Source organism: candidate division Zixibacteria bacterium HGW-Zixibacteria-1, assembly GCA_002838945.1.
Lineage (GTDB): Bacteria > Zixibacteria > MSB-5A5 > GN15 > PGXB01 > PGXB01.
The window spans coordinates 76,591-100,071 of record PGXB01000006.1; the positions used below are offsets into that span (position 1 = coordinate 76,591).

Sequence of the window (23,481 nt, forward strand, 5' to 3'; positions counted from 1 at the left end):
TGAAATCATATATCATGCAAGAAGGCCCGATCAAGCTAAATGACCGGGCCTTTTTGGGAACATATAATGCAACTTATTCCAGCCACCGAGCCGCTTCAAGAGCATGGTAGGTAATTATTATATCGGCCCCGGCCCGTTTGATCGATGTCAGGATTTCCAGCGTCAGTCTTTTTTCGTCGGCAAGATTATTCTTCGCGGCTACTTTTACCATCGAGTATTCGCCGCTGACATTATAAGCCGCGATCGGGACGGCAAATTCGCTTCTGGCTGCGGCAATAATATCCAGGTATGACAGGGCCGGCTTGACCATTACGATATCGGCTCCCTCGGCAATATCAAGCTCAATCTCCCGGATTGCTTCAATGGCGTTGGCCGGATCCATCTGGTATGTCTGCCGATCCCCGAATTTCGGCGCCGAATCGACGGCGTCACGGAAAGGGCCATAGAAAGCGGAACAGTATTTGGCCGAATAGGCCATGATGGCGGTGTTGGCAAATCCATAATCGTCAAGCGCCCCCCTGATGGCCCCGACGCGTCCGTCCATCATGTCCGAGGGGGCCACGATATCGGCTCCGGCCTGAACATGACTGACCGCCTGGCGGGCCAGCACATCCAGAGTGGCATCATTATCAACGCCATTGTCTTTAATAATCCCGCAATGGCCATGATCGGTATATTCGCAGAGGCAGACATCAGTAATGACAACAATATCCGGGTTCTGGGATTTTATTTCCATGACCGCCTGCTGGACAATACCGTCCGATTTTAATGATGCCGATCCGCCGGGATCCTTTTTGGCAGGCGTGCCAAATAAAAGAACCGCCGGAATGCCCAGTTTGAAGGCTCGGTCGGCCTCAAGAGCGATATTTTTAAGCGGGTAATTAAATATACCCGGCATCGAGCCGATCGGGGTGGGATCATCGATTATTTCACTGACAAAGAGCGGGTAAACAAAATTGGAAGGGTGCAGTCGGGTCTCGCGAACCAACCGGCGGATCGCCTCACTCTTTCTCAACCTTCTCGGTCGTGATATTGGAAATGTCATTGTACCCCCTGTAACTTATTTGTATAATATTCGACAATTTTTGAAATTATGCCCGGTACACTGTGTTCATCGGCTTCAAGAGTGACTTTTATACCCAAAGATTTTATCATGTCGGTCGTCGATGGTCCGATCGATATGATCTGCGCATCCCTCGTCAGTATTTCCATCTCTTCACCGGAAAGAATTTTACACAACCCTGCGGCGGTTGAACCGCTGGTAAATGTAATTATGTCGGGAAGGTGCTCAAACAGCCGTTCCTTAAATCCATCCATCCAGCCGGTATATGAAGTGTGGTAACAGGTAATCGGCAAGACGGAAGCGCCGGCTGAAACCAGTTTATTTTCAATTCGATCGTCAGCCAGATTACCGCGAATTCTGACAACATTTACGCCGGATAAATCCACATGCCCGCAAAGCTCATCAGCCAAAGCCTGAGTGGTGGCTTTTTTCGGAATGAAATCGGCTCTCAAATGCACTTGCTCCAGGGCTCTCGCTGTACCATGACCGACCGCTGCGATTTTGAAGCGGCCAAGTTGACGAATATCGCCGACTCTTTCGGCAAATTGCCTGAAGAAGTAACGAACGCCGTTTTCGCTTGTGAGAATCAACCAGTTGTTCTCTTCTGAAATTTTGCTGAATGACTCCCAGCCTTTATCGTCAATATTCTCTCTGGTAGATATGGTCGGATAGGGGAGCACCTCCGCCCCGAGATCCCGCAAGGCGCGGTACACCTCTCCCGATTGATCCGCCGGACGGGTCACCATGACACGTACGCCAAACAACGGCCCGTCGCCAAACCATTCCATAAACGGTTGCAGTCTGACCACCTCGCCGATGACAAATAAGGCGGGCGGCCGGATATTCTCCCTGATAACCAGATCGGGCATATCAGTCAGTGTCGTGGTAAAATGCCGCTGGGTGGGGAAAGTCCCTCGTTCGATGACCGCCATGGGTGAGTCCGGGGACATGCCGTATCGGGTAAGTTCACTGACAATATTGGCAATCTCGCCGACACCCATATAGATCACAACGGTTCCATTTTTGGCTTTGGCAATACATTCCCAGGGGACCGTCGAGAGGACTTTTTCCTGTGCTTTATGACCGGTGACAAAAGTTACCAGGGATGCTTTATCCCGATCGGTACAGGGGATTCCACAGTAGGTTGGGGCGGCAATACCCGACGTGACACCGGGGACAATTTCGAATTTGATGCCGTGCGTTTTAAGATATTTGGCCTCTTCACCGCCGCGGCCGAAAATGAGAGGATCGGAGCCCTTCAATCGGGCCACTCGTTTTCCTTCCCCGGCAAGCCTGACCAGAAGTTCATTCATTTCGGATTGGGGGAGGGTATGTGTGCCGGCTCTCTTGCCGACATAATATTTTTCGGAGTGGGGGGGCAAATTCACAATCAACTCATCAGGAACCAGATTGTCGAAAACGACGGCATCACAATTGTTGATCAATTCCATTCCCTTGACGGTGATAAGGCCGGGATCACCGGGCCCGGCGCCGATCAGGTAAACTTTCCCGGTTTTTTCTTCAGCTTTCATATTGCTTAATAATTCCGGCTGCACCTTTTGCCAACAACTTGTCCGTCACAGATTTTGCAAGCTTCTCGTTCGGCTTTTCATAATCTATATTACCTTCGGCATATAATCTTGTTTTGCCGTCTTTGTCAAGCACGACCGCCGAGAGTAATATCTTATTACCCGAGAATCGGGCCCAGCCGCCGACTGCCGCCGAACACCCGGCCTGGAGCTTTTCAAGAAGCAGCCTTTCGATGGTTAAGCAGCGGCGAGATGCTTCATGATTAACCGCCCGGGTTATTTCTAGGGCTTCATTATCGTCGTTTCTGATTTGAATCAGGAGAAATCCCTGCCCCGGCGCCGGAATGAATCTGTCCGGTGGCAGAACCTGGGTTATATGCTTGTCAAGTCCCGCCCTCTTTAATCCGGCATGAGCCATAAGGATGGCATCATATTTACCTTCTTTTACTTTTTTCAACCTGGTGTCGACATTTCCGCGGATATCCGTCACAGTCAGCTCCGGACGCATACATAAAAGCTGGGCGCGGCGGCGCGGCGAGCCGGTTCCGACAACGGCGCCAGCCTTTATCTCATGAATACTGCTGCCGTCATGAGATATCCATACATCGGAGCAAGATTCCCGCTCCGGCACCGCCCCGATAGCCAGCCCTTCGGTCATCACCGAAGGCAGGTCCTTGGCGCTGTGAACGGCTATATCGATATTATGTTCCAGCAATTCCTGTTCGATTTTTTTGGTAAATACACCCACGCCACCCATTTGCTCAAGAGACGTGGCGGTGTCATGATCGCCCTCGGTCGTGATTGTCAGAATCTTAAAATCGACATTTGAATGGAGCTTTTTTAAATATTCCACAACCTGACCGGTCTGAGCCAAAGCCAGTTTGCTTCCCCTGGTCCCGACTTTATAAACTTTTTTTGACATATAGCATCAAGCCTGATTCAGTTAATCAGAACTTCAACATTTCATCCAGCATGGTTCGAATTTCATCATCACTTTTTTCGCCGATAACCGATTTCCAGTCGGTATCCAGAAAACGGCTATAACATCCGGTCTTCTTGTCGGTATCGTCCGGCCACTGCTCCTGCACTTTTTTACGAAACTCCGAAGCAAATTCGGCAATTTTATTCCAGCGGTTTTCGACAAACATATTTTCGAGGACAAACCTAAGGTGACCCGATAAAAACGGCGCCTTACCGTCGCTGGCCACTGATACGGAAAGGCAGCCTCGCCGAACCACTGCCGGAAATATAAAGTCGCACAGGGCCGGGTTATCGACCACATTGACCGGAACGCCGGCGCTGCGGCAGTCATCAAAGACGGTTTGATTCACAACATTGTCATTACTGGCCGAAATGACAAGCCCATATAAGGCTGCTTCAGGAGACTTGTAAGCTCTCTTTTCCAGCTTAATCAGCCCTCTTTGGGCATAATAATCTATTTTGTCCTCTGTCTCCGGGGCGATCACTGTAAATTCGCCATCATAATTTATTAAGGTTTCTATTTTTCGAAGCGCCACCCGGCCGCCTCCGACAACAAGGCATTTACGGTTTTTCATAGCGATACTGATGGGCATATAATTATGAGACATGAATTCACTCCGTTTTTTTGCTGTCAGATGAAAGCCGGACTTTAAGATGCACCAGCTTGTTTATAAGATTTTTTGTGGCCCGATTTATAATAATGCGCTGGTCCTGCGGAAATTTTTCGAGTATTGATTCCATCTCGGCCTGTCGAATATTCTCATATGCATCGTACAAACCATTATAAATCGGTTCATAGCGCACGTGATCGAACCAGTAAACAAATTCCCCAAGTTTGCGCTCGATTATCTGTTCGGCCTGCGGGATGGCCAGTTCCCGTTTCGCCTGCTGTTTTTTTACAGACAATTTGATATCTTCGAGATCAAGCACCTCTATTGATTCATGATAATTCTTGTCGATCTCGCTATCCCTTGGAACAGCCATGTCAATAATTTTCAGTTTCTTTCCGGGATTTTTGGTAAGGAGGCTGTCAAACATATCTTTCCTGATAATCGGTTCCATGGATCCGGTGCAGGTGATAATGATATCGGACCCGCCGATTAACTCATCAAGTCGGTCAAGAGAATGCCCCTCGGCATTGTATCCGGCCGCGAATGAGGCCGCCTTTTCCTGTGTGCGGTTGGCAAAAACAAAATGGTTATAGTCAAGGCGGCGCAGCCCGTTGGCGGCCAGGGTGATCATCTGGTTAACGCCGATAAATAGAATTCGCGGGTTTTCAGCTGCCGCCGTGCGCTCGCTTAGCATCTCGACCGCCGCGCTGCTAATCGAACAGGCCCCTTTACCCATCTCGGTATCGGTGCGGACACTTTTGCCGACCCTGAAAGCCTGATGAAACAGGCGGTGGATGATCTTCCCGGCGGCTTTGACCGCGCAGGCGGAGCTGTATGCATCCTTGACCTGACCCATAATCTGGTTTTCGCCAAGAACCATGGAGTCGATGCCGGCCGCGACGCGAAACAGATGATCGGCGGCATGGCGGTTCTTTTTTACGAAAAACAGATCAGACAGCGCTGAAATATCATTGCCCCGGAAGTCCCGATAAAACTGCCTGACAGCTCCAAACGGGTCACATTCCTTTTTGGCTACAAAATAAAACTCGACTCGATTACAGGTGGCTACAATGGTCGATTCCAGGATATCCGGATGATTGCTGAAAACGGCATGGGCTTTGGCCATATCATCGCGCCCCAGTTGCACCGGTTCGCGCTCCTCGAGAGAGGATGTCTTATGGTTGATTCCACAAACGGCCAGATACCAGTTGCTCATTGCCATTTATATGATACTCCTTCCAGTCATAATATCATGCTAAAGCTGCCTGCGTTCCTCCGGATGAAATATAAACATTTTCATATCCGGCATCTCTTAAAATTATGGCCGCCTGATATGACCGCGGTCCCCTGCGGCAGACAATTCTAATTTTATCGAAATTCTTTACTTTATCAAGATTGTCTCTCAAATCATTGAGAGGGATATTTATATAATGATCTTTTTTAATTTCTTCGGGCAATTGCCATGGATCTTCGGCCGCCTCCTCTGTTTCGCGAACATCAAGCCAGAGGACGTTACCTTTTTCAATTGTTATACCCGGTTTGGCAAAGGATATACCTCTTTGCTGCGCCTGTGCCATGGTTGTCAGATGATACAACGGATCGATAGCCTCCGAATATGGCGGGGCGTAACCCTGCTCAAAATCAAGCAAGTCATTAATTTTTGATTTCTTCAATAGAAATGACGAAAAGACATCGATACGGCGACAGATATCGCCGCTGCCGACCGCCTGTAAACCGAGAAGACGATCGCTGTTTTCATCATATATCATTTTCAGGGTGAAGCTTTTGCTTTCGGGATAATAGTCGGGCTTATCGACAAAGGCCCCCCAGACTGATCTTGCCTTTAATCCGCAAACTTCGGCCGTTTTTTCATTAATGCCGACCGAACCGATATTGGTATCAAACACTTTAACCAGAAAGGCCCCGGTTACACCGGGAAACTCCGTCTTGTTTCCGGCAATATTCTCGGCAATCACATGTCCGTGACGGTTGGCCAGTGAGCCCATCGGAATATATAATTTCCGGCCGCTTACCAGACATTCCGATTCGACACAATCGCCTCCGGCATATATATTCGGATCCGATGTCAGCATATTCCGGTTTATCTTAATGGCTCCGGTTTCTCCAATTTCCAATCCCGCATCACGGGCGAGATCAACGTTTGGTTTTACACCAAGACAGAGAAAGACAAAATCTGCCGCGATCGGCGCCGAATTCTGAATATAAATAACAGGATTTCCATTATCATCGAGTCCGATTTTTTCGACACAACTTGAAAGCCTGACTTCGATATTATTCCTGATCAATTCCCGTTGGGCTATGGCTGCCATCTCGGGGTCAAGAAGGTAGGGGAGAAGAGAAACTTCCTTTTCCACCAGAACCGTTTCGATTCCCCACATTCCGCCGACCGCTTCGGCCAGCTCGCAGCCAATAAAACCACCTCCGATAATTACTGCTTTGCCGATTTGCCCCTGCTGAGCCGCCTTGCGAAATTCCATGGCGTCTTCAGGTCGCGTAAAATGCCTGATTTTAGGACTTTCCGGAATTGGGAAAGGCGTCTTCTGGGGTGTTGCGCCGGTAGCCAGCACCAGCTTGTCGAAGCCATATTTATAAATCACGCCGTCGTTGGCTTCTTTTACCGTTACAGTCTTGTTGCTCCGATCAATATTAATGATCTTTGCGCCGGTGATTACGTCAAACCCCTTCGTTTTTTTGAAGAAATCGACATCCCGCGGGACCCCATATGAGGTCACGGTCAATTCGCGGAAACTGTCAATGTCCCCCGAGGCAAAATAGGGAAGACCGCAGGTTCCGAAAGAAATGTGTCGATCTTTCTCGAACAGGGTGATTTTGGCCTTCGGCATGCGCCGGGCCAGAGTGGCCGCAGTCTTGGGGCCGGCCGCGACGCCGCCCACAATAACAATATCGGATTTTTTCAGTTCTGTCATCTCATTCCCGAAAAATTAGGGGTTGCCGAGGCAACCCCAATTTTTAAGCTGCCCAAATCGCAGCGTCCTCAAATTTAATAAATTTCGTATAAAAATCAACTACCCGGCGATCGTTTTGACCTCCCGGGCGATTATTTCATTTTCCTGGTTTTTAAGGGTCTCACCCCTGAGAGATAAGGTCATTTTGTAGAAGACAGTCACGAGCAGGGCGCCGATCGCGTAAACTCCCATACTTATAAAAAACTCGGTCCAAGTCAGCCAATATTGAATAACATGACCAAGCGGTGTCGGCGTGAAACCGGCGACAACCATGCCAAGGCCCTTATCGATCCAGATTGATACGAAAACAGCCACACATGCCACTGCCAGAATACTCTCGTTCCGCCGGGTCTTGGGATTCAGCAAAAGAATCAGCGCCAGTATCGCCAGAATTACAGAAGACCACATCCACGGAACCAGGGTGGTGTTTCCCTCCAGACCAAAGAAGAGGAACTGGAAGTGATGTATGTGCTCGGGAATATTGCTGTATAGAACGGTGAAGACTTCCATCAGAATCAGAAAGATGTTCATGCTCATGGCATAGGTGGCGATGATAGCCAGTTTTTGCACCGGCTCTTTACCGGGATCGAAGCGGGTGAATTTCCGAATCAGCATGACCATGATAATCAGCAGCGCTGGACCGGATGCGAAAGCCGAGGCCAGAAATCTCGGGGCCAAGACGGCCGTCATCCAGAAAGCACGGGCGGCAAGACCGGAGTAGAGGAAGGCGGTGACTGTATGAATACTGATGGCCCACGGGATCGAAAGGATAATTATCGGTTTGATCCATTTCGGCGGCGCAATGCTCTTTTTCTCGGCATCAAGTGTTACATGGCTGATGAGCACATTTAAGAGCAGGTAACCGCTCAGGACAATCACATCCCAGAACATCAGTGAATGCGGTGTCGGGTGCAGAAATATGTTCAAAGCCCGGAACGGCTGTCCCATATCCACAAATACAAAGAGCATACACATAATTACCGAGCCGATTGCCAGGAACTCACCCAGAATGGTCAGTTTGGAAAAGGCCTTGTAATTATGCAGGTAATAGGGTAATACAACCATCACCGCCGAGGCCGCCACACCGACCAGAAAGGTAAACTGGGCAATATAGAAGCCCCAGGTTATATCCCGGCTCAGACCGGTAACGGTGAGGCCGTTGGTGTATTGCCTCAGGTATGATAGAAACCCGATGCCGATGACAATCATGAGGAAGGCTATCCAGCTCCAGTATTTTTTATCTCCACTAAGTGCTTTTTCTATCATAAAAACCTCACACTATATAGTACACTTCCGGAGAGGTGCCTAAATTGGGTTTACGCCGGATGGCATAGTTTTCGCGAAGGAGTGCCCGGATTTCCGACTCCGGATCTTCAAGGTCGCCGAAGTGCAGTGCTTTTTCCTGACAGGCCTCAACACACTTTGGCTGCAGTCCTGTGGCCAGTCTTTCAGCACAGAAGTTACACTTCTCGACGACACCTCGGGATCGCGTCGGGAATTCCAGGTTCAGATTCTTTATGAACGGTCTCGGGTCGCGCCAGTTGAAACTCCTGGAACCGTACGGGCAGGCCGCCACACAATAACGGCAGCCGATGCAGCGATGCATATCCATCATCACGATGCCGTCATCGCGCCGCCACGTCGATTGTGTCGGGCAGACCCGGACACAGGGGGGATTATCGCAATGATTGCACATGACCAGGACCGGCGTTTCGAGAAGACCTTCCTTCAGGTGCTCATGCTCCTGATTCGGAAAGGCCTCTTTATAATGCTCCTTCCAGATCCATTTGACTTCATCCTTGGGGTTGCCGAAATAGGGAACATTGTGCGTCTGGTGACAGGCCTCGATACACACCGTGCAGCCGTCTTTCTGACGGCAGATTCTGGTGTCGATAACCATCGCCCAGCGTTTCGCGATCAGCGGCGATTCCTCGGGCAGTCCAAGAGATGTCCGGACGGAATCAGTTTCTTCCGTCTGACCGATTACTTTTCGGCCAAGGGCCGTTGCGGCCGTAAGGCCGGCTATTGTCAGGAATTTTCTTCTATCTATTCCCATCACTGCACCTCCCCCGGAACATTATGGCAATCCCAGCAATTTGGCTGACCGACCGCACTGTAATTGTGACACTGGTCACAGAAATCAGCCTTGTTCGAGTGGCAGCCCATACAGGTGTTGGTCAGGCTCATATTGAATTTGCGGCCCTCGGGCGAAGTAAAGACCCTTAAACCGTTACGAACAACGTCGGTTCTCCAGGAATTGAGGAGATCCATGTGCCGGGTCTTCATATATTCGGTGGGCATCACGCATTGTTTTTCGCTGGTGACATATTTGAGGTCGGGCACGACATTGGCCCTGCCGCTCGCCATATTGTACCAGATCGGACTGGATATCAGGGCAAGGAAGATAACTAAGCCGCCGATGATTTTACCAGCATCATACATTTGCTTTATCCTCCTTCCTTTCGATCATATTTTCCGTTTCTTCACTTTGTTTCTGATTTACGAATGGGTCACCCCTTAAATCGGTCCGGTCCTCTTTCTCGCCGGTCATGACAAGAGCGTTGCCGACGAGTTCGTGCAGACTTCCGATTTGCACCCCGGGGGCCCAGAAATCGACCACGGCCGGAAGAGTCGCCTTGTCGATGGCGCACATGCAGGCCAGCAGATTGACATCATGCTTTTCCTGAACGTAGCGAACGGCGTTGCCTCTGGGGTACCCGCCGCGCAGGCGCATCTCGAGGTTTTCATCGGTGCCCAGCCCCGCTCCGCTGCCGCAACAGAATGTCTGCTCTTTGATCGTGCCTTCCGGCATATCAAAGAAATTGTTGCAGGTATGGCGGAGGATATACCGTGGTTCCTCGAAAATACCCATGGCCCTGGCAGGGTTGCATGAATCATGCCAGGTCACGCGCCACCGGTCGTTGCGTCCCCTGTCGAGTTTGATCTTATTGTGCCTGATCAGATCCGATGTGAATTCGGCGATATGGACCATCTTTGTTGTTTTGGCATTATTGAACTTCGTTCCCGTCACAGGGGAGACCGGTTCTTCGAGAAAATCGGCCGGTCCGTTGAGAGTGTCCATATACTGATGCAAAACGCGCCACATATGGCCGCACTCTCCGCCGAGGATCCATTTGACACCGAGCCGTTTGGCTTCGGCGTATATTTTCTGATTGAGGCGTTTCATCGTTTCGTACGAGTGGAACAATCCGAAATTTCCGCCTTCCGAGGCATAAGCGCTCAAAGTGTAATCCAATCCGATTTCGTGAAACAGCGCCAGGTAGCCCAGAAATCCGAAATAGTGGGGGTCACCGAAATAATCGGCTGATGGCATTATAAAAAGTATTTCGGCGCCCTTGCGGTTGATGGATGGAGTGGTTCGGACCCCGGTCACATCAAACAGGTCATCCGCCGCGAATTCAATGCTGTCCTTGAAGCCGTGCGGCTGAATGCCGAGATGATTTCCGGTGCGAAGACAGTTCGCCGCCGGGGTGCAGATCCAGTCGATATCGAGACCGACCAGGCTCAACAGCTCCCGCGCCATCATGGTGATTTCGGCGGTGTCGATGCCGTAGGGGCAGAACACCGAGCAGCGACGGCATTCGGTGCACTGGAAGAAGTAGTAGAACCATTCTTTAAGCACATCGACCGTCAGCTCGCGGCTTCCGGAAATTTTGCCCATGATTTTTCCGGCCAGGGTAAAATTATTTCGATACACCGCACGGAGCAATTCGGCCCGAAGGACCGGCATGTTTTTGGGATCACCGGAACCGATGTAGTAATGACATTTATCGGCGCAGGCGCCGCACCTGACACAGATATCCATAAAGACCCGGAGGGACCGATATCTGTCCAGGCGGACCTTCAGTCCTTCAAGAATAATTTCCCGCCAGTTCTCAGGCAGCTTCCAGTCATCATCGGTCGGCTGCCATTTTCTCGGATTGGGCAGGCCCAGGTATTCAATGCTCTTCGGGATGGCGCTGTAATTAAAACGCCCCTTTTTGAATACCGGGGAGGTATCCATCCAGTCCGTCTTTGGCGGTGTTAAGTCTATTCGGGATAATTCTTCTGCTTTATATTTTTCCGACATGGCTATTCCTTCTCCAATGGCATATCAGCGGCCTTCATCAGTTCCCTGAACTCATCTTCCCATTCCATGTAGGAATGTCCCTCGACAGGGTAATCCCAGGGATTGACATGCCGGCGGGCACGGTTATTGTTAGCCAGATTTCGTGTAGGGCTCAGAAAAACGCCACCCATGTGCATCAGCTTGCTGGCCGGGAAATAGGCCAGAAGAAGACTGACCAGAAACAGGTGAATAAAAAACGTGGCACCGATTCCTTCAGGGACAATGGGACCGAAACTCAGGAGGCCGAGGGTCAATTGTTTGATTCCATTGATATCGACTTTCATGGAAGGAACATATCTCATAAGTACTCCGGTGGTGCCTATCGCCATAATCAGGAAAAGCGGGAAATAATCGCCGGCCAGCGATATATATCGCACCTGCGGCACGATCACCCTTCTGAAGAATAGATATGTGAGCGCTCCAAGGAATACCACGTCGGTCATGTAAAGTACCGGTATACCAACCTGCATGATGCCGTCAAGGTTTTGAATCCAACCCACAAAGAACGGCGCCGGCTCCATGAAAAACCTGAAGTGTCTCACGAGGACAATTAAAAATGTCCAGTGAAAGGCCAGTCCGCCGAGCCAGAGCCACTTGTTCCCGCCGTACACGATTTTACCGTCATGGATATCAGCTTTGGTATTTCTGAACAGCGAGCGGAAAAACAGAATTTCCAGGGCCATGCGGCCGAGGACACCAATAAGATTATGGGGATTGTCAAAATAACTGGAATTGATCCACGGGTGTGTTTTCTGTTGTCCGCATGTGGTCGTGATTCGGAAGGGGACCGGCGATTTCGCCCATTTGATTACCCGGTAGATGATTCCCAGAATAAATATGGCAAAGGCCGTATAGGGAATTACCACTCCAAATAGAAAGTGCCATTTGACTACCTGGACACCTATAAGGGCAACGGCAATGAGCAGAAGTAAAGAAAAGAATGCATACAAACCTTTCATTTACCATCGTCTCCTTCTATATCTTAATATCAATTATTTTCGATTTTCTTGTCGTCGGCGCTCGCAGCGCCGTCGTATCTGCGATTTAATCGCTCGATTAACCTGTTACTGCCGGCTCGGGCCTCGTTGACCCTGATCTCAAACATTTTCTCGCGGCATTGCATATAATTATCAAAGGCATACAGGGTCAGTCGATCGACCCGGCAGTCAAAATTGTGCAGTTGGTTTCGAAGTTGATCGTCCCTGATCTGTTCGCCCAGTGATTTTCTTACCACTTTCTTAAGCTGATGGATGAAGGCCACGGCCTGAGAAGGGGAAAAATCCTGGACCGATCTGATTTTGATTATTTTATCCAGAGGAGCAGCAACATCTTCAAGGCTGAATTCTCCCAGGAGTCCTTCAAAGAGTTTTTCGATGCCATTCAGGATCGTATAACCTACCGGATTCTGGAACTGGTCCTTTTTGTTTTTGAAGAAATCAATCGAGCCGGGGGGATAAGATTCGAGGATCAGTTGAAACCAGTCTTCCAGTATGGTTTTCTTTTTCTCAATTAATAAATCTTCCAATTTCATTTTTTTCGATATACCTCATGGTCCCTGGATAATATTAGAATGCGGGGCGCTCCGGGCGTTCCAACCCGAAAAACCCCGCATTTCCCACATAGGATTTATACGCATCCGGTCGGCTTGGGCAGCCCCGCGACTTTGCAGGCGCCTTTTGCAGGACCCGACGGGTAAAGTTCATAGACATATTTCAATGAAAACCCGGTTTCCTTGCAGAGTTTCCGAATCATCGGAGCAATCCCGAATTTGAGATAATAATCTCTGAGATAATTGGCAAGTTTCCAATGATCGTCGGTCATTTCGCCAACGCCCTCGGTGCTGGCCAGAGCCTTGGCAATTTCTTCATTCCAAGTTTCCGGTTCCGCCATGAAACCGTCTTCATCGACTTCGATTGAAACACTGCCGAGTGTGAATGTAGGCATTAGTACTCCTCCTGTAGTTCAATTTATGTTTTTTGACTGATTGCTCATAAAAACATTTCCATATAGCCGCAAGGACAGTTCTCAGCGCATTTCTTGCAGCCGTTACAAAACTCCATCTTGAATTTGTACGCCTCACCTTTGACAAGCGGTTTGATGATGGCGTTATCCTGGCAAAAGCTCCAGCAGGTGCCGCAGTCGAAACAATATCCGCAGCTCATGCACCGTTTGGATTCAAGGACAGCCTGTTCCTGAGTATAGACGTTGGTTATTTCGGCGTCGAGACTCTTGAGGCGTTCTTCCACGGCCATTTCGGTGGGATTATTGCGGTCCTTGGCTTCATAATAAGCCAGCTGCATCTTATCAAATCGAATAACGCCCATCTCCGGCGGATCAATGGCCATTTCCGTACCGGTAAACCGCTCGTGAATCGCCTCGGCCGCCCGACGACCATGGAAAATACCGTCGATCACAAGACCAAGATTGATATTATCACCGCCGGAATAGACATTGTCATCCTTGAGCGATTTGAATTTATTGTCAACCTTGACCCAGTCGCGACCTTCAATCAGGTTCTCGAAACCATTGAAATCGGGAGCCTGGCTGATAGCCGCGATCAGAGTCGTGAATTTCAGATCAAAGGTATCGCCTTCGATCGGAACAGGGCGGCGTCTTCCGGAATCATCCGGTTCGCCGAGTTCCATCCGCTGACATTTCATGCCGACTGCGTTGCCGTTCTCGGAGTAAATTTCCAGCGGAGCAGCCAACAGGTCGATTTTGACGCCTTCTTCCTCGGCGCCCACGATTTCCTCGTCGATGGCGGGCATTTCGGTCCGTGTCCGACGATAAAGAATGGTGGCATTGGCGCCCAGACGACGGGCGACGCGGGCGGCATCAATAGCAGTATCACCGCCGCCGATTACGACCACATTGTCGCCGATCTCGACCTTTTCGCCCTGATTCACGCGGTGAAGGAAATCGGTGCCGGTGAAGACATTCCCGGCATCTTCGCCCTCGACGCGCAATTTCAATCCTTTATGCGCCCCGATGGCGACAAAGATGGCGTTGAAGTCGCGGCGAAGGTTATCCATGGGAATATCGTTGCCGACGGAAGTCTTCGTTTTTATTTCCACACCCATGTCGGCGATGCGGTTGATTTCGGCATCAAGAATATTTTGAGGTAAACGATAGTCGGGAATGCCATATCTAAGCATGCCGCCGGTTTTCGGGAAAGCCTCGAAAACAGTGACCCGGTAACCGCGACGGGCCAGATGATAGGCGCATGACATTCCGGCCGGACCGGAACCGACGACGGCCACTTTCTCGGAGCGCTTTTCTTCTGTCAGCATTTTCGGTTTGAGGCCCTTATCGAGACCGAAGTCGCCGATAAATCTCTCGACCTTATTTACGCTAACGGCACCTTCCTTCTCTTTACGGTTGCACTCTGTTTCGCAGGGATGCGGGCAGACACGGCCACAGACTGAAGGGAAGGGGGTCTTTTCCATAAATAGATAGAAAGCCTCTTCGAAAGCCTGGTCATAGGATTTTCCATAATCCTCGGCCTTTTGAATCGTCATGAGCATTTTTCTGATCGGATTGTGATTCGGGCACCGGTCACCGCAGGGGGGAAGCTTCTCGACAAATTTTGGACGATATGGGGAAGTCTCGACTCCGGATCCGCCGGCCGAGCGACCCATACTGCCCAGCCCCCTTTTTTTCTTTTTCACGATTTTTGCCATATTGCTACTCTCTTATTTATCGTATGACTGCCGGAAACATCTTCCTCAAAGGCTCACACAATCTCCTGCAGTGCATCTGGTTTATTTGTTTCGTTTCACAAAAACCGACTCAAATGTTTAAACCGCAACGCGGCTGCTGCCGGTCACTCTCCCGTTAATGTTTTTTTTATAGGCCAGTGCCTTATTGACAAATGCCGGAGCCCAGCCGGCGACTCCATCGGCATGAATATGCGTATATGTTGCCAGAGTATTTTTTAATAACAACCCGTCACGACCGCCGCCGATTCCGGCGCCGGTTTCAACAGCCATACAACTGTTCGGAGCAGTCGAAGATGATTCAAGACTCGAATAATGAAATTCATGCCCCCTGACTGTGTCGCCCGTATCAAAAAATGGATTGTCTTTATCAATCAGAACCTCGGCATATCCGTGACCGGCCGGCTTAAGGTTCATTTTTAAATCTATTGGAAATATCCCGGCCATGGGATAATTGTTGTCATTCCAGATAATCGAGCGGGAGAGATAAATAAGCCCCCCGCATTCGGCATATATGGGCATACCGTTTTGCGAGGCTTCGCGGACCGACATCATCATTGAATGATTGCTCATAAGCCGGTCGGCCTGGGTTTCCGGAAAGCCTCCGCCGATGTAGAGCCCGTCGATATCGGGCAAATGTTTATCGTCCGTCGAAGAAACCGGCACCAGTTCGGCGCCGCTTCTTTCGAGAGCCTCAAGATTTTCGGGATAATAAAACGTGAAGATGGAATCCTTGAAATAGCCTATTTTCACGTTTGCCGGAATTTCCTTTTCGCCGGATTCACCGGTGTCATCAAGCAGAGAAGCCGTTCCGGCAATCTCCACCAGTTTTTCAATATCCAGATATTTTTCGCCGATTTCGGTCAATAAATCCGAGAATTCATGGCTTGAATTAAATTCCGCCGGCGTTATCAGACCCAGATGACGTCCCGGTATGAGAGAGGCATCCTCACCAAGTTTTGGAACGGCGCCCAGCACCGGAATCCCGCAATACTTTTCGATTGATTCGGTAATAATTTTTTGATGTCTTTTGCCGGCCACCTTGTTGAGAATCACGCCGGCGATCCTGACATTCGGATCAAATGAAATACAGCCGCTGATAATTGCGGCCACTGTTCGAGTGACTTTACTTACATTGATGACCAGTACAACCGGGGCCTGCAATAGCCCGGCAAGCCCCGATGTACTGTGTGTGCCAATGAGGTCTTTTCCATCAAAGATACCGCGATTACCTTCAATAATGGAAATATCGGTTTTGGAAGCGTTGCGAAAGAAAGTTGCGAAGACAATCTCGGGGGTAACCATATAGGTGTCGAGATTTCGGCAAACAGTGCCGGCCGCTGTTCCGAGCCAGGCCGCATCGATGTAATCGGGTCCTTTCTTGAATACAGAAACAGAATATCCTTTGCGTCGAAGACTGTTAATCAGACTCAAGCTTACAACTGTTTTGCCGGAATCGCCGGAAAGACCGGCGATTACCAGGCGCGGTATCTTAACAGACATAGAAATTTAACCCGGGGCGCCGGGATTAATCGTTAGCGGCGCCCTCTCTGTGTGGAACTTCCAAAAAACTTCCGCCGAAATAAGTGTAGACGAGGCGACCGGAGTCAACCAGAGTTTTGATCGCCTGCTTGCACAATAATTTATCTACACCTTCTCCACCATAAAGCTGCACCATAGCCTTGGTGAGATCCATCGGTTTCAGCTTTTTCTGGCCCATGGCATCTTTGACCATGGTATACATAGCATCAGCCACTTGTTCTACTGTTTTGGCCATTATACACCAACCCTTCCTTAGAAGGTTAAATGTGTCGAACGCTTAAACGTCAGACCGGCATGCTTGAAGTCGTCGATATGCTCCTTCTGGAATTCAATACCGGACATCCTGAAGAATTTGGGCCAACCGATGCGTTCAATCCATTCGCCCATTCTTTCGTATTTGCGTGCATTTTTCGCCCACAGCTCAACCAGGCTCCTGACTGCCGTGGTAACTTCCGGCCAGCGCGGCGGATTGTTCGGCAGGAAGGGAATCGCCAGTTTCGAGAACATCGGTTCATGTCTGGCATTGGATACCTTTCCGCCGACCCAGATCGAGACACCATCGTTGAGCGGATCATTCAGCGTCATTGCAGGACAAACGGTAAAGCAGTTGGCGCAGAACATGCACTGTTCTTCGATGACCTCAACCGACGGATTGCCATTGACCGTGGCGGGCCTGATGGCGGCCGTGGGACATGAAGCGGAGACGTTGGGAATTTCACAGACTTTTCTCAGATTTTCGTGGTCAACCCGCGGGGGACGACGGTGAATACCGAGAATAGCTATGTCGGAACAGTGAACCGCGCCACACATGTTCAGGCAGCAGGCCAGGGCGATTCTGAGTTTGCCGGGGAGCTTGGTCTCCGTGAAGTATTCAATCAGATCATCCATGACGCACTTCACGATACCCGAAGCATCGGTGGCCGCCGAATGGCAGTGAACCCAGCCCTGAGTATGAACGATGGATGATATAGCATTGCCGATACCACCGATCGGGTGCCCGATAGCGTCCAGATCCTTAATCAAAGGATCGATGTTTTCCTTCTTGCTCAGCAAAAACTCGACATTATGACGGCTGGTAAAGCGCAGATAGCCGTCACAGTACTTGTCTGCCAGATCGCAGTACATGCGAATCTTGTCGATACTGAGAAGTCTTCCGGAGGCGGCCCGAATAGTGTATAATTTGGCATCGGTCTCGGAAACGTGAACCATCACGCCCGGTTTGATCAACTCATGATATTTCCATTTGCCGTAATTTTCTTTAATTATTGGCGGCAAAAACTGTTCATAATGCGGAGGGCCATAATCGGTCCTTCTGTCTTGCATTGCACCAGCCATTTTATTACCTCAAAATATTAATTTTCATGGTTACCAGTTTACGCTTTTTCTTCCTCTTCTTCACCATCATCCTCTTCATAATATTCTTCATAGAAGACATAGGGATTCTCGCGGGGATGGGCAACCATCTCGGCGACCGGTTCCATCTCAATGGCATCAAGGAAATTACCAAGGCCGACACGCTGGATAAATTCGCCCACACGTTCGCGGTTTTTACCTTCTTCACCCCATACATCCCAGATTTTGTCAACCAGACTTTTAATCTCGTCGTAAGGAGGTTTAATCTTCATAAACGGAATAAAGACTGAGGATAGGAAAGCGCCCTCGATAATCGGAGCCTTCGATCCGAGCAGGATAGTGGCGCCGCGGTCCTTACCGGGTCTCAGGGCCTTAGGCATAACATTGATACAATGCATGCATCTAACACAATATTCATTTTCGATGTTCAGTTCCTTACCGTCCCATTCCATACATTTTGCGGGGCAGTTAGCGACAACATCGCTTTGAATATCCATGCCGCGTTCGGCATATTCTCTGACGGCGTCTTTATCGATCTGGATCGAATCGCGCCAGGTTCCGATGATGGACATATCGGCACGGGCAATCGAGGCGACACAGTCGTTGGGGCATCCGGACATTTTGAATTTGAATTTGTAGGGGAATGCGGGACGATGAAGTTCATCCTGATAATGCATGGTCAAATCGTGAGTCAACGCCATGGTATCATAACAGGCCCATTCGCATCGTGACATACCGCAACAGCAGCTTGGAGTTCTAAGATCAGAACCGGACCCGCCAATATCGAAATTGATTTTCTGTAGCTCGGAAAAGACCGGCTCCAGTTCCTCTGTCCTTGTCCCCAGAAGGATGATATCGCCGGTCGATCCGTGCATATTGGTCAAACCGGATCCATGTTTTTCCCAGATGTCGCATATCTTCCGCAAAGCGTCGGTTGTGTAATACCAGCCGGCGGGCTGATTGATTCGCATGGTATGGAAGTGCGACACATTCGGGTATTTTTCGGGAAGAGCCGAATAGCGGCCGATAACGCCGCCGCCGTAGCCCATAACACCAACAATACCGCCGTGCTTCCAGTATCCGACTTTCTCATTGTACGACTGTTCCAATTGCCCGAGAAGGTCGCCCGCCATCGGGCTTCTTTTGGCCGCCATTTTTATCTCTCTGACAAAACTCGGCCACGGCCCTTTCTCAAGCTCGTCCAGTTTTGGGGTTTTTGGGATATTGTCCGCCATTTTTACTCCTTAATTTATTATGGTACACGCTTGTTGAACGTTCATCTCCGGTTTTAATCAGCCGAAAATCCAATATATTTAATGTCACATATAATCTCGCTTGCTTTTGCCGGATAGCAGCCTAAATTACACCAAATGCCACTATCCCACTATTGACACAAACTAAGCATTATTCAATTGATAGTCAAGTATAATTTGTGAAAAATTTCATTATCTTTTTAAAAAATATGATTTTTTTCGGTCTTGTTTAAGAGACCAGATTCGTTTATAACGATATACATAATAGTAAGTTATGACGAATTGTCCGGTTTTTTAAAAAACCTCCGTTAATGGGCCGGTTTTATTTATTTGCGTCAAATAAGATATTTTCGAGATGGACTCTTGTGAAATTCGTATCAAGGATTGTTCTTCTAAAAAAATAAGGCCCTCGTCAAAACGAGGGCCTTTTTTGCAGGAATCGCTGTTTTTACATATCCTTATAAGGATTCGGGCCGACCGATTCGATGACCTCCAGAAAATCATCAAAAATCTTCGGAATCTTGTAGTAATCGGAAATGGCCAGCTCAATTAATTCCACCCGGTCCTCTTCAAGAACCAACTGTTTGAGTTTGTCCCTGACATTGTCCATACGGGTATTGGCCAGCTCGCTGCCACGGATGAAATGACACTGGTAATCATCGCCTTTCTTGCAGCCGATCAGCATGACCCCGTCAAACCCGCTCGAAAGGGCATCCCCGACCCAGATGGAGTTCATCGAACCCAGGCATCTGAGAGGAATGATCCTGACATAGGCATTATATTGAAGTTTCTTCAATCCCGCCATGTCGATTGAGGGAAGGGCGTCATTTTCGCAGATGAAGGCAAGAATTCGTGGTTTTTCCTCGAACTCATCGGGAACATGGATCGATTTGATCATGCTGGAAATCGAATTGATGCTGTAGTTCTTAAAAGAAATAATTCGCTCCGGACAGGCTCCGAGGCAGATACCACAGCGCCGGCAGCGGAATGGGTTTGGCAGGGGCGTTCCCTTGGTGTCTTCGTCAAGGGTGCCGAAAGGACATTCTTCCGTGCACCGCTTGCACTGTGTACATCGCTGCAGGAAGAAATCCGGGAAACTGGTGTCTCCGGCCCGCGGGTGAACCGCCTTGCCTTCGCTCATTGCCACGACGGCCTGGATGGCTTTCATCGCCGCTCCGTAGGCGTCGTTCGTGCCGCCGGCAAAATCCATTGGAGCGCGAACCGCCCCGGCCGCATAAATACCGGTCCTTCTGGTTTCATAGGGGAAGCAGATAAAGTGCGAATCCGGAAAACCGTATTTAAGAGTCGGCAGATCGGTCCCCTGGCGGTAGGTCAGATTCAGAATTCTGGCCCCCGGTTCGGCGGCCGCAGCCGGCTTCTTACCGTCCTCGGTCTTTTCTTCCTCGCCCTTCTCCTTGGCTTCCGCAAGCGCCTTTTTATAGGCTTCAATCATCTCATCGGGGACCTTGGTGGTGGGAACCATGCCGGTGGCCAGAACCACCATATCCGCCTTTACCCTGATATCCTCGCCGAGCAGGGTCTCCTGAACGTCTATTATCAGCCTGCCATCATCATCTTTTGAGACGCCGGCCAGTTCACCCTTGGTCAGGAACAGTCCCTCGTCTTTCTGGGCATGGGCGTAAAACATTTCATACTGTTGCGGCGACCGGACATCTTTGTAAATTATATAAATCTTGGCATCAGGATATTGCTCCCTGACATACATCGCCTGCTTCAATGAAACCCGGCAGCATACCGCGGAACAGTAGGGGAGATGTTCCTGGTCACGGGAACCGGCACATTGCAGGAAAGCGATACTGTCTATCGGCTTGCCGTCCGAAGGGCGCTTTATCCCGCCGTTATTGGCCATTTCTTCAATCTGGATATTGGTGACAACATCGGGAGAAACACCATAACCCCATTTCCCAAGTTTGTGGGGTTCATAAGGAACCCATCCGGTGGCCTGGACAATGGAGCCGATGACCAAATTCGTTTCATTTCCGTTGGCGGTCAAAGTCACATTGAATTTGCCCGGCTGACCCTCGGTCTTTTTGATAGCCGTTGCGGTATGGACCGTGATATTTTTATGTCCATTGACCTTTTCGATCAGATCGGCGACGCCGGTATCCTCGAGATCCTGATACGGGGGATGTTTGGGAAAGACTTTTTTAAATTTGGTCGCCCAGCCCCCAAGTTGTGGGCTTTTTTCGATCAGATTCACCTTATAGCCGGCATCAGCTGCGGCCAGGGCCGCTGTCATGCCGGTCATACCGCCGCCGACAACCATTATATCTTTACTGGTTTCCTCGAGATGCGGCTCAGGAAGCTCGGTATGCTTGGATTTGGCAATGCCCATCCGGACATAATCTTCAGCCAGCATCTGAGTATCCTCGTCATTGGCCTTATGCGACCAGACTACCTGCTCGCGCAGATTGACACGATCGGTCAGGACATCCTTGCCGAAATCAAACAATTCCGGGAAAACCCGGTTGGAACAGGCCGCCACGACGATCCGGTTCAGGGCTTCGCCGGCAATGTCCTGCTTTATCATATCGACCGCTTCTTTGTTGCAGAGACAGTCATGGGTCTTGCATATTGGAAGTTTGCCCGCTTCCGATTCCTTGATCAACTGATCTATATCGAGACTGGCGCCGATTTCACAGCCCTTGCATATATAAACACCAATTTTCGGATCCATCGCTTACCTCCTCGCCCCGATATTTAATGCCTTCAAAGCAACGCCGGTGGCATCCTGTATGGATGCGGCGACCTCCATCGGCCGGACGGCCGTTCCGGCTCCAATAATCCCCCCGCCCGTATCGGTGACAATAAAGCCGAATTCATCAAGTGGTGTGTCCAGAGGCGGAGCGACTTCGGCCGTATTGGGAACCATGCCGGTGGCCAGAACCGCCAAATCGACCTCGGTCTTGGTAATTTCGCCGGTTAAAGTATTTTCGGCATGAAGGATCAAATTATGGTTGGCCGGATTTTCTTCGATTTTGGCCACTTTGCCCCGGTGAAAATGCAGTTTTTTATCTTCCTGTGCCTTGGTATAGAAATCTTCGAGCCGTCCCGGCGACCGGACATCGATGTAAAACATATGAACTTCAGCCTCCGGATATTGGGACCGGATATATGTCGCCTGTTTCATCGAGGCCAGGCAGCAAACGGCGGAGCAATAGGGAAGGTGGTTCTCGTCGCGCGATCCGGCACATTGCACAAAGCCGACTTTGGTAACTTCCTTCTGATCCGACGGGCGGAGTATTTTGCCCTCGGTCGGGCCATTGGCCGACGCCAGCCGCTCCATGATAACATTGGTCACGACATTTTTATATTTGCCGAAACCGAGATTATCGATTTTGGTCGCATCGTAAGGCTTCCAGCCGGTCGCCCAGACGATGGCTCCCACTTTTGCCGTAATCGTCTTCGGTTGCATGTCGAGTTCGATGGCATCGTACTTGCAGGCCTCGACGCATTTTTTCATCCTGTCGTCATTGGCGAATTCGGGATCGATGACATAACGCGGCGGATACGCCATCAGGTGAGGAATATAAATGGCCTTGCTTTTGTTCAATCCGTAGTTGTATTCATTGTCGCGCTCTATTTCACAGACCTGCTCGCAATCGCCGCAGGCGGTGCACTTATCATTGACATAGCGCGGCTTCAGGGTAATCTTTATCTCATAATCGCCCGGGCTTCCGGAAACGCTTTCCACTTCGGCCAGAGTCAGAACCCTGACATGTGGATTCAAGCGTATTCGCTTGAGATTAATTTCTATTCCGCATGTCGGGGGACATAGTTTGGGGAAGTATTGATGTATCGATGCCACGCGTCCGCCGAGACTGGGCAGCTTCTCCACCAGAATAACATGTTTACCGACCTCAGCGGTTTCGATGGCGGCTGTCATTCCGGCAATGCCGCCGCCGACCACCAGGATATCGGCTTTGATCTGGCTGTCAACCGGTTCAAATTCGGCCATTTTTTAATCCTCCAAGCCGATGATGCCCAATAAAGAATCAATCGGCTTTATCAGAATAACATATTGCTTGTTAAAATTTTCACAAACCCATTTAAAAAAATATTACTCTATCCCATTCTAACTCTATTTGGAATAGTAAATTAATAAATATATATATGATTTGTCAAGAGATAATCCGAAACAAACTTACGCAAACTTTATTTTTATTTAAATAAATTGGCGGCATACTTTGGAGGAGGAATCAGAATTTCTGCTATCTGCTTGTGAAAAAAGGAACTAGGTCGATTTTTGAGTGGTTTGAGGAGGCCAAACTTAGCGAAAAATAATTTTCACGTAAG

20 protein-coding genes are annotated in these 23,481 nt (G+C 49.6%); all 20 read right to left on the minus strand.

What is annotated here, in order from left to right:
- Nucleotides 1-73: 73 nt before the first annotated feature.
- Nucleotides 74-1,045, minus strand: a complete 972-nt coding sequence (locus CVT49_04150; protein ID PKK84329.1) for a porphobilinogen synthase — start codon at nucleotides 1,043-1,045, stop codon at nucleotides 74-76.
- On the minus strand, nucleotides 1,042-2,595 hold the full coding sequence (gene cobA, locus CVT49_04155) for a uroporphyrinogen-III C-methyltransferase (GenBank protein ID PKK84330.1): 1,554 nt from the start codon (nucleotides 2,593-2,595) through the stop codon (nucleotides 1,042-1,044). Before cobA ends, CVT49_04150 begins: the two co-directional genes overlap by 4 nt.
- Nucleotides 2,585-3,514: a hydroxymethylbilane synthase gene (locus CVT49_04160; GenBank protein ID PKK84331.1), complete on the minus strand. Its 930-nt coding sequence runs from the start codon at nucleotides 3,512-3,514 to the stop codon at nucleotides 2,585-2,587. The genes cobA and CVT49_04160 overlap by 11 nt, the downstream gene beginning before the upstream one ends.
- 25 nt (nucleotides 3,515-3,539) lie before the next feature.
- A complete protein-coding gene (locus CVT49_04165; GenBank protein ID PKK84332.1) occupies nucleotides 3,540-4,181 on the minus strand; it encodes a siroheme synthase in 642 nt (213 codons plus the stop codon).
- Nucleotides 4,182-4,185: 4 nt separating this feature from the next.
- Nucleotides 4,186-5,406 carry a glutamyl-tRNA reductase gene (locus CVT49_04170; protein PKK84333.1) on the minus strand — a complete coding sequence of 407 codons (1,221 nt, stop codon included), beginning with the start codon at nucleotides 5,404-5,406 and terminating at the stop codon, nucleotides 4,186-4,188.
- A 28-nt stretch (nucleotides 5,407-5,434) separates the two neighbouring features.
- Nucleotides 5,435-7,132: a hypothetical protein gene (locus CVT49_04175; GenBank protein PKK84334.1), complete on the minus strand. Its 1,698-nt coding sequence runs from the start codon at nucleotides 7,130-7,132 to the stop codon at nucleotides 5,435-5,437.
- Between the two features lie 99 nt (nucleotides 7,133-7,231).
- On the minus strand, nucleotides 7,232-8,437 hold the full coding sequence (locus tag CVT49_04180) for a menaquinol oxidoreductase (GenBank protein PKK84335.1): 1,206 nt from the start codon (nucleotides 8,435-8,437) through the stop codon (nucleotides 7,232-7,234).
- A gap of 7 nt (nucleotides 8,438-8,444) precedes the next feature.
- Entirely contained in the window at nucleotides 8,445-9,227 is a 783-nt protein-coding gene (locus CVT49_04185; GenBank protein ID PKK84336.1) for a 4Fe-4S ferredoxin, read from the minus strand.
- The gene (locus CVT49_04190; GenBank protein PKK84337.1) at nucleotides 9,227-9,613 is read right to left on the minus strand and encodes a cytochrome C; all 387 of its coding nucleotides are present in this window, start codon (nucleotides 9,611-9,613) and stop codon (nucleotides 9,227-9,229) included. Before CVT49_04190 ends, CVT49_04185 begins: the two co-directional genes overlap by 1 nt.
- Nucleotides 9,606-11,261 carry a menaquinol oxidoreductase gene (locus tag CVT49_04195; protein PKK84338.1) on the minus strand — a complete coding sequence of 552 codons (1,656 nt, stop codon included), beginning with the start codon at nucleotides 11,259-11,261 and terminating at the stop codon, nucleotides 9,606-9,608. The genes CVT49_04190 and CVT49_04195 overlap by 8 nt, the downstream gene beginning before the upstream one ends.
- Nucleotides 11,262-11,263: 2 nt before the next feature.
- Nucleotides 11,264-12,259, minus strand: a complete 996-nt coding sequence (locus CVT49_04200; GenBank protein ID PKK84339.1) for a menaquinol oxidoreductase — start codon at nucleotides 12,257-12,259, stop codon at nucleotides 11,264-11,266.
- Between the two features lie 29 nt (nucleotides 12,260-12,288).
- On the minus strand, nucleotides 12,289-12,831 hold the full coding sequence (locus tag CVT49_04205; GenBank protein PKK84340.1) for a hypothetical protein: 543 nt from the start codon (nucleotides 12,829-12,831) through the stop codon (nucleotides 12,289-12,291).
- Nucleotides 12,832-12,926: 95 nt separating this feature from the next.
- Nucleotides 12,927-13,244 carry a sulfurtransferase TusE gene (locus CVT49_04210; GenBank protein ID PKK84341.1) on the minus strand — a complete coding sequence of 106 codons (318 nt, stop codon included), beginning with the start codon at nucleotides 13,242-13,244 and terminating at the stop codon, nucleotides 12,927-12,929.
- Nucleotides 13,245-13,288: 44 nt separating this feature from the next.
- Nucleotides 13,289-14,980 carry a hypothetical protein gene (locus CVT49_04215; GenBank protein PKK84342.1) on the minus strand — a complete coding sequence of 564 codons (1,692 nt, stop codon included), beginning with the start codon at nucleotides 14,978-14,980 and terminating at the stop codon, nucleotides 13,289-13,291.
- 117 nt (nucleotides 14,981-15,097) lie between these two features.
- The gene (locus CVT49_04220) at nucleotides 15,098-16,519 is read right to left on the minus strand and encodes a cobyrinic acid a,c-diamide synthase (protein PKK84343.1); all 1,422 of its coding nucleotides are present in this window, start codon (nucleotides 16,517-16,519) and stop codon (nucleotides 15,098-15,100) included.
- A gap of 25 nt (nucleotides 16,520-16,544) precedes the next feature.
- Complete coding sequence (locus tag CVT49_04225; GenBank protein ID PKK84344.1) at nucleotides 16,545-16,793, minus strand: hypothetical protein; 249 nt, start codon at nucleotides 16,791-16,793, stop codon at nucleotides 16,545-16,547.
- Nucleotides 16,794-16,810: 17 nt separating this feature from the next.
- On the minus strand, nucleotides 16,811-17,881 hold the full coding sequence (gene dsrB / locus CVT49_04230; protein PKK84357.1) for a dissimilatory-type sulfite reductase subunit beta: 1,071 nt from the start codon (nucleotides 17,879-17,881) through the stop codon (nucleotides 16,811-16,813).
- A gap of 50 nt (nucleotides 17,882-17,931) precedes the next feature.
- On the minus strand, nucleotides 17,932-19,146 hold the full coding sequence (gene dsrA, locus CVT49_04235) for a dissimilatory-type sulfite reductase subunit alpha (protein PKK84345.1): 1,215 nt from the start codon (nucleotides 19,144-19,146) through the stop codon (nucleotides 17,932-17,934).
- 466 nt (nucleotides 19,147-19,612) lie between these two features.
- The gene (locus CVT49_04240; GenBank protein PKK84346.1) at nucleotides 19,613-21,862 is read right to left on the minus strand and encodes a heterodisulfide reductase subunit A; all 2,250 of its coding nucleotides are present in this window, start codon (nucleotides 21,860-21,862) and stop codon (nucleotides 19,613-19,615) included.
- Between the two features lie 3 nt (nucleotides 21,863-21,865).
- Nucleotides 21,866-23,143 (minus strand): heterodisulfide reductase subunit A, encoded by a 1,278-nt coding sequence (locus tag CVT49_04245; GenBank protein PKK84347.1) that lies wholly within the window; start codon nucleotides 23,141-23,143, stop codon nucleotides 21,866-21,868.
- Nucleotides 23,144-23,481: the final 338 nt, after the last annotated feature.

What these genes read in the sequence shown, in the direction of transcription:
- CVT49_04150 (PKK84329.1), bottom strand. Translation starts at nt 1,045, where the DNA reads ATGACATTTCCAATATCACGACCGAGAAGGTTGAGAAAGAGTGAGGCG.
- cobA (PKK84330.1), bottom strand. Translation starts at nt 2,595, where the DNA reads ATGAAAGCTGAAGAAAAAACCGGGAAAGTTTACCTGATCGGCGCCGGG.
- CVT49_04160 (PKK84331.1), bottom strand. Translation starts at nt 3,514, where the DNA reads ATGTCAAAAAAAGTTTATAAAGTCGGGACCAGGGGAAGCAAACTGGCT.
- CVT49_04165 (PKK84332.1), bottom strand. Translation starts at nt 4,181, where the DNA reads ATGTCTCATAATTATATGCCCATCAGTATCGCTATGAAAAACCGTAAA.
- CVT49_04170 (PKK84333.1), bottom strand. Translation starts at nt 5,406, where the DNA reads ATGGCAATGAGCAACTGGTATCTGGCCGTTTGTGGAATCAACCATAAG.
- CVT49_04175 (PKK84334.1), bottom strand. Translation starts at nt 7,132, where the DNA reads ATGACAGAACTGAAAAAATCCGATATTGTTATTGTGGGCGGCGTCGCG.
- CVT49_04180 (PKK84335.1), bottom strand. Translation starts at nt 8,437, where the DNA reads ATGATAGAAAAAGCACTTAGTGGAGATAAAAAATACTGGAGCTGGATA.
- CVT49_04185 (PKK84336.1), bottom strand. Translation starts at nt 9,227, where the DNA reads ATGGGAATAGATAGAAGAAAATTCCTGACAATAGCCGGCCTTACGGCC.
- CVT49_04190 (PKK84337.1), bottom strand. Translation starts at nt 9,613, where the DNA reads ATGTATGATGCTGGTAAAATCATCGGCGGCTTAGTTATCTTCCTTGCC.
- CVT49_04195 (PKK84338.1), bottom strand. Translation starts at nt 11,261, where the DNA reads ATGTCGGAAAAATATAAAGCAGAAGAATTATCCCGAATAGACTTAACA.
- CVT49_04200 (PKK84339.1), bottom strand. Translation starts at nt 12,259, where the DNA reads ATGAAAGGTTTGTATGCATTCTTTTCTTTACTTCTGCTCATTGCCGTT.
- CVT49_04205 (PKK84340.1), bottom strand. Translation starts at nt 12,831, where the DNA reads ATGAAATTGGAAGATTTATTAATTGAGAAAAAGAAAACCATACTGGAA.
- CVT49_04210 (PKK84341.1), bottom strand. Translation starts at nt 13,244, where the DNA reads ATGCCTACATTCACACTCGGCAGTGTTTCAATCGAAGTCGATGAAGAC.
- CVT49_04215 (PKK84342.1), bottom strand. Translation starts at nt 14,980, where the DNA reads ATGGCAAAAATCGTGAAAAAGAAAAAAAGGGGGCTGGGCAGTATGGGT.
- CVT49_04220 (PKK84343.1), bottom strand. Translation starts at nt 16,519, where the DNA reads ATGTCTGTTAAGATACCGCGCCTGGTAATCGCCGGTCTTTCCGGCGAT.
- CVT49_04225 (PKK84344.1), bottom strand. Translation starts at nt 16,793, where the DNA reads ATGGCCAAAACAGTAGAACAAGTGGCTGATGCTATGTATACCATGGTC.
- dsrB (PKK84357.1), bottom strand. Translation starts at nt 17,881, where the DNA reads ATGCAAGACAGAAGGACCGATTATGGCCCTCCGCATTATGAACAGTTT.
- dsrA (PKK84345.1), bottom strand. Translation starts at nt 19,146, where the DNA reads ATGGCGGACAATATCCCAAAAACCCCAAAACTGGACGAGCTTGAGAAA.
- CVT49_04240 (PKK84346.1), bottom strand. Translation starts at nt 21,862, where the DNA reads ATGGATCCGAAAATTGGTGTTTATATATGCAAGGGCTGTGAAATCGGC.
- CVT49_04245 (PKK84347.1), bottom strand. Translation starts at nt 23,143, where the DNA reads ATGGCCGAATTTGAACCGGTTGACAGCCAGATCAAAGCCGATATCCTG.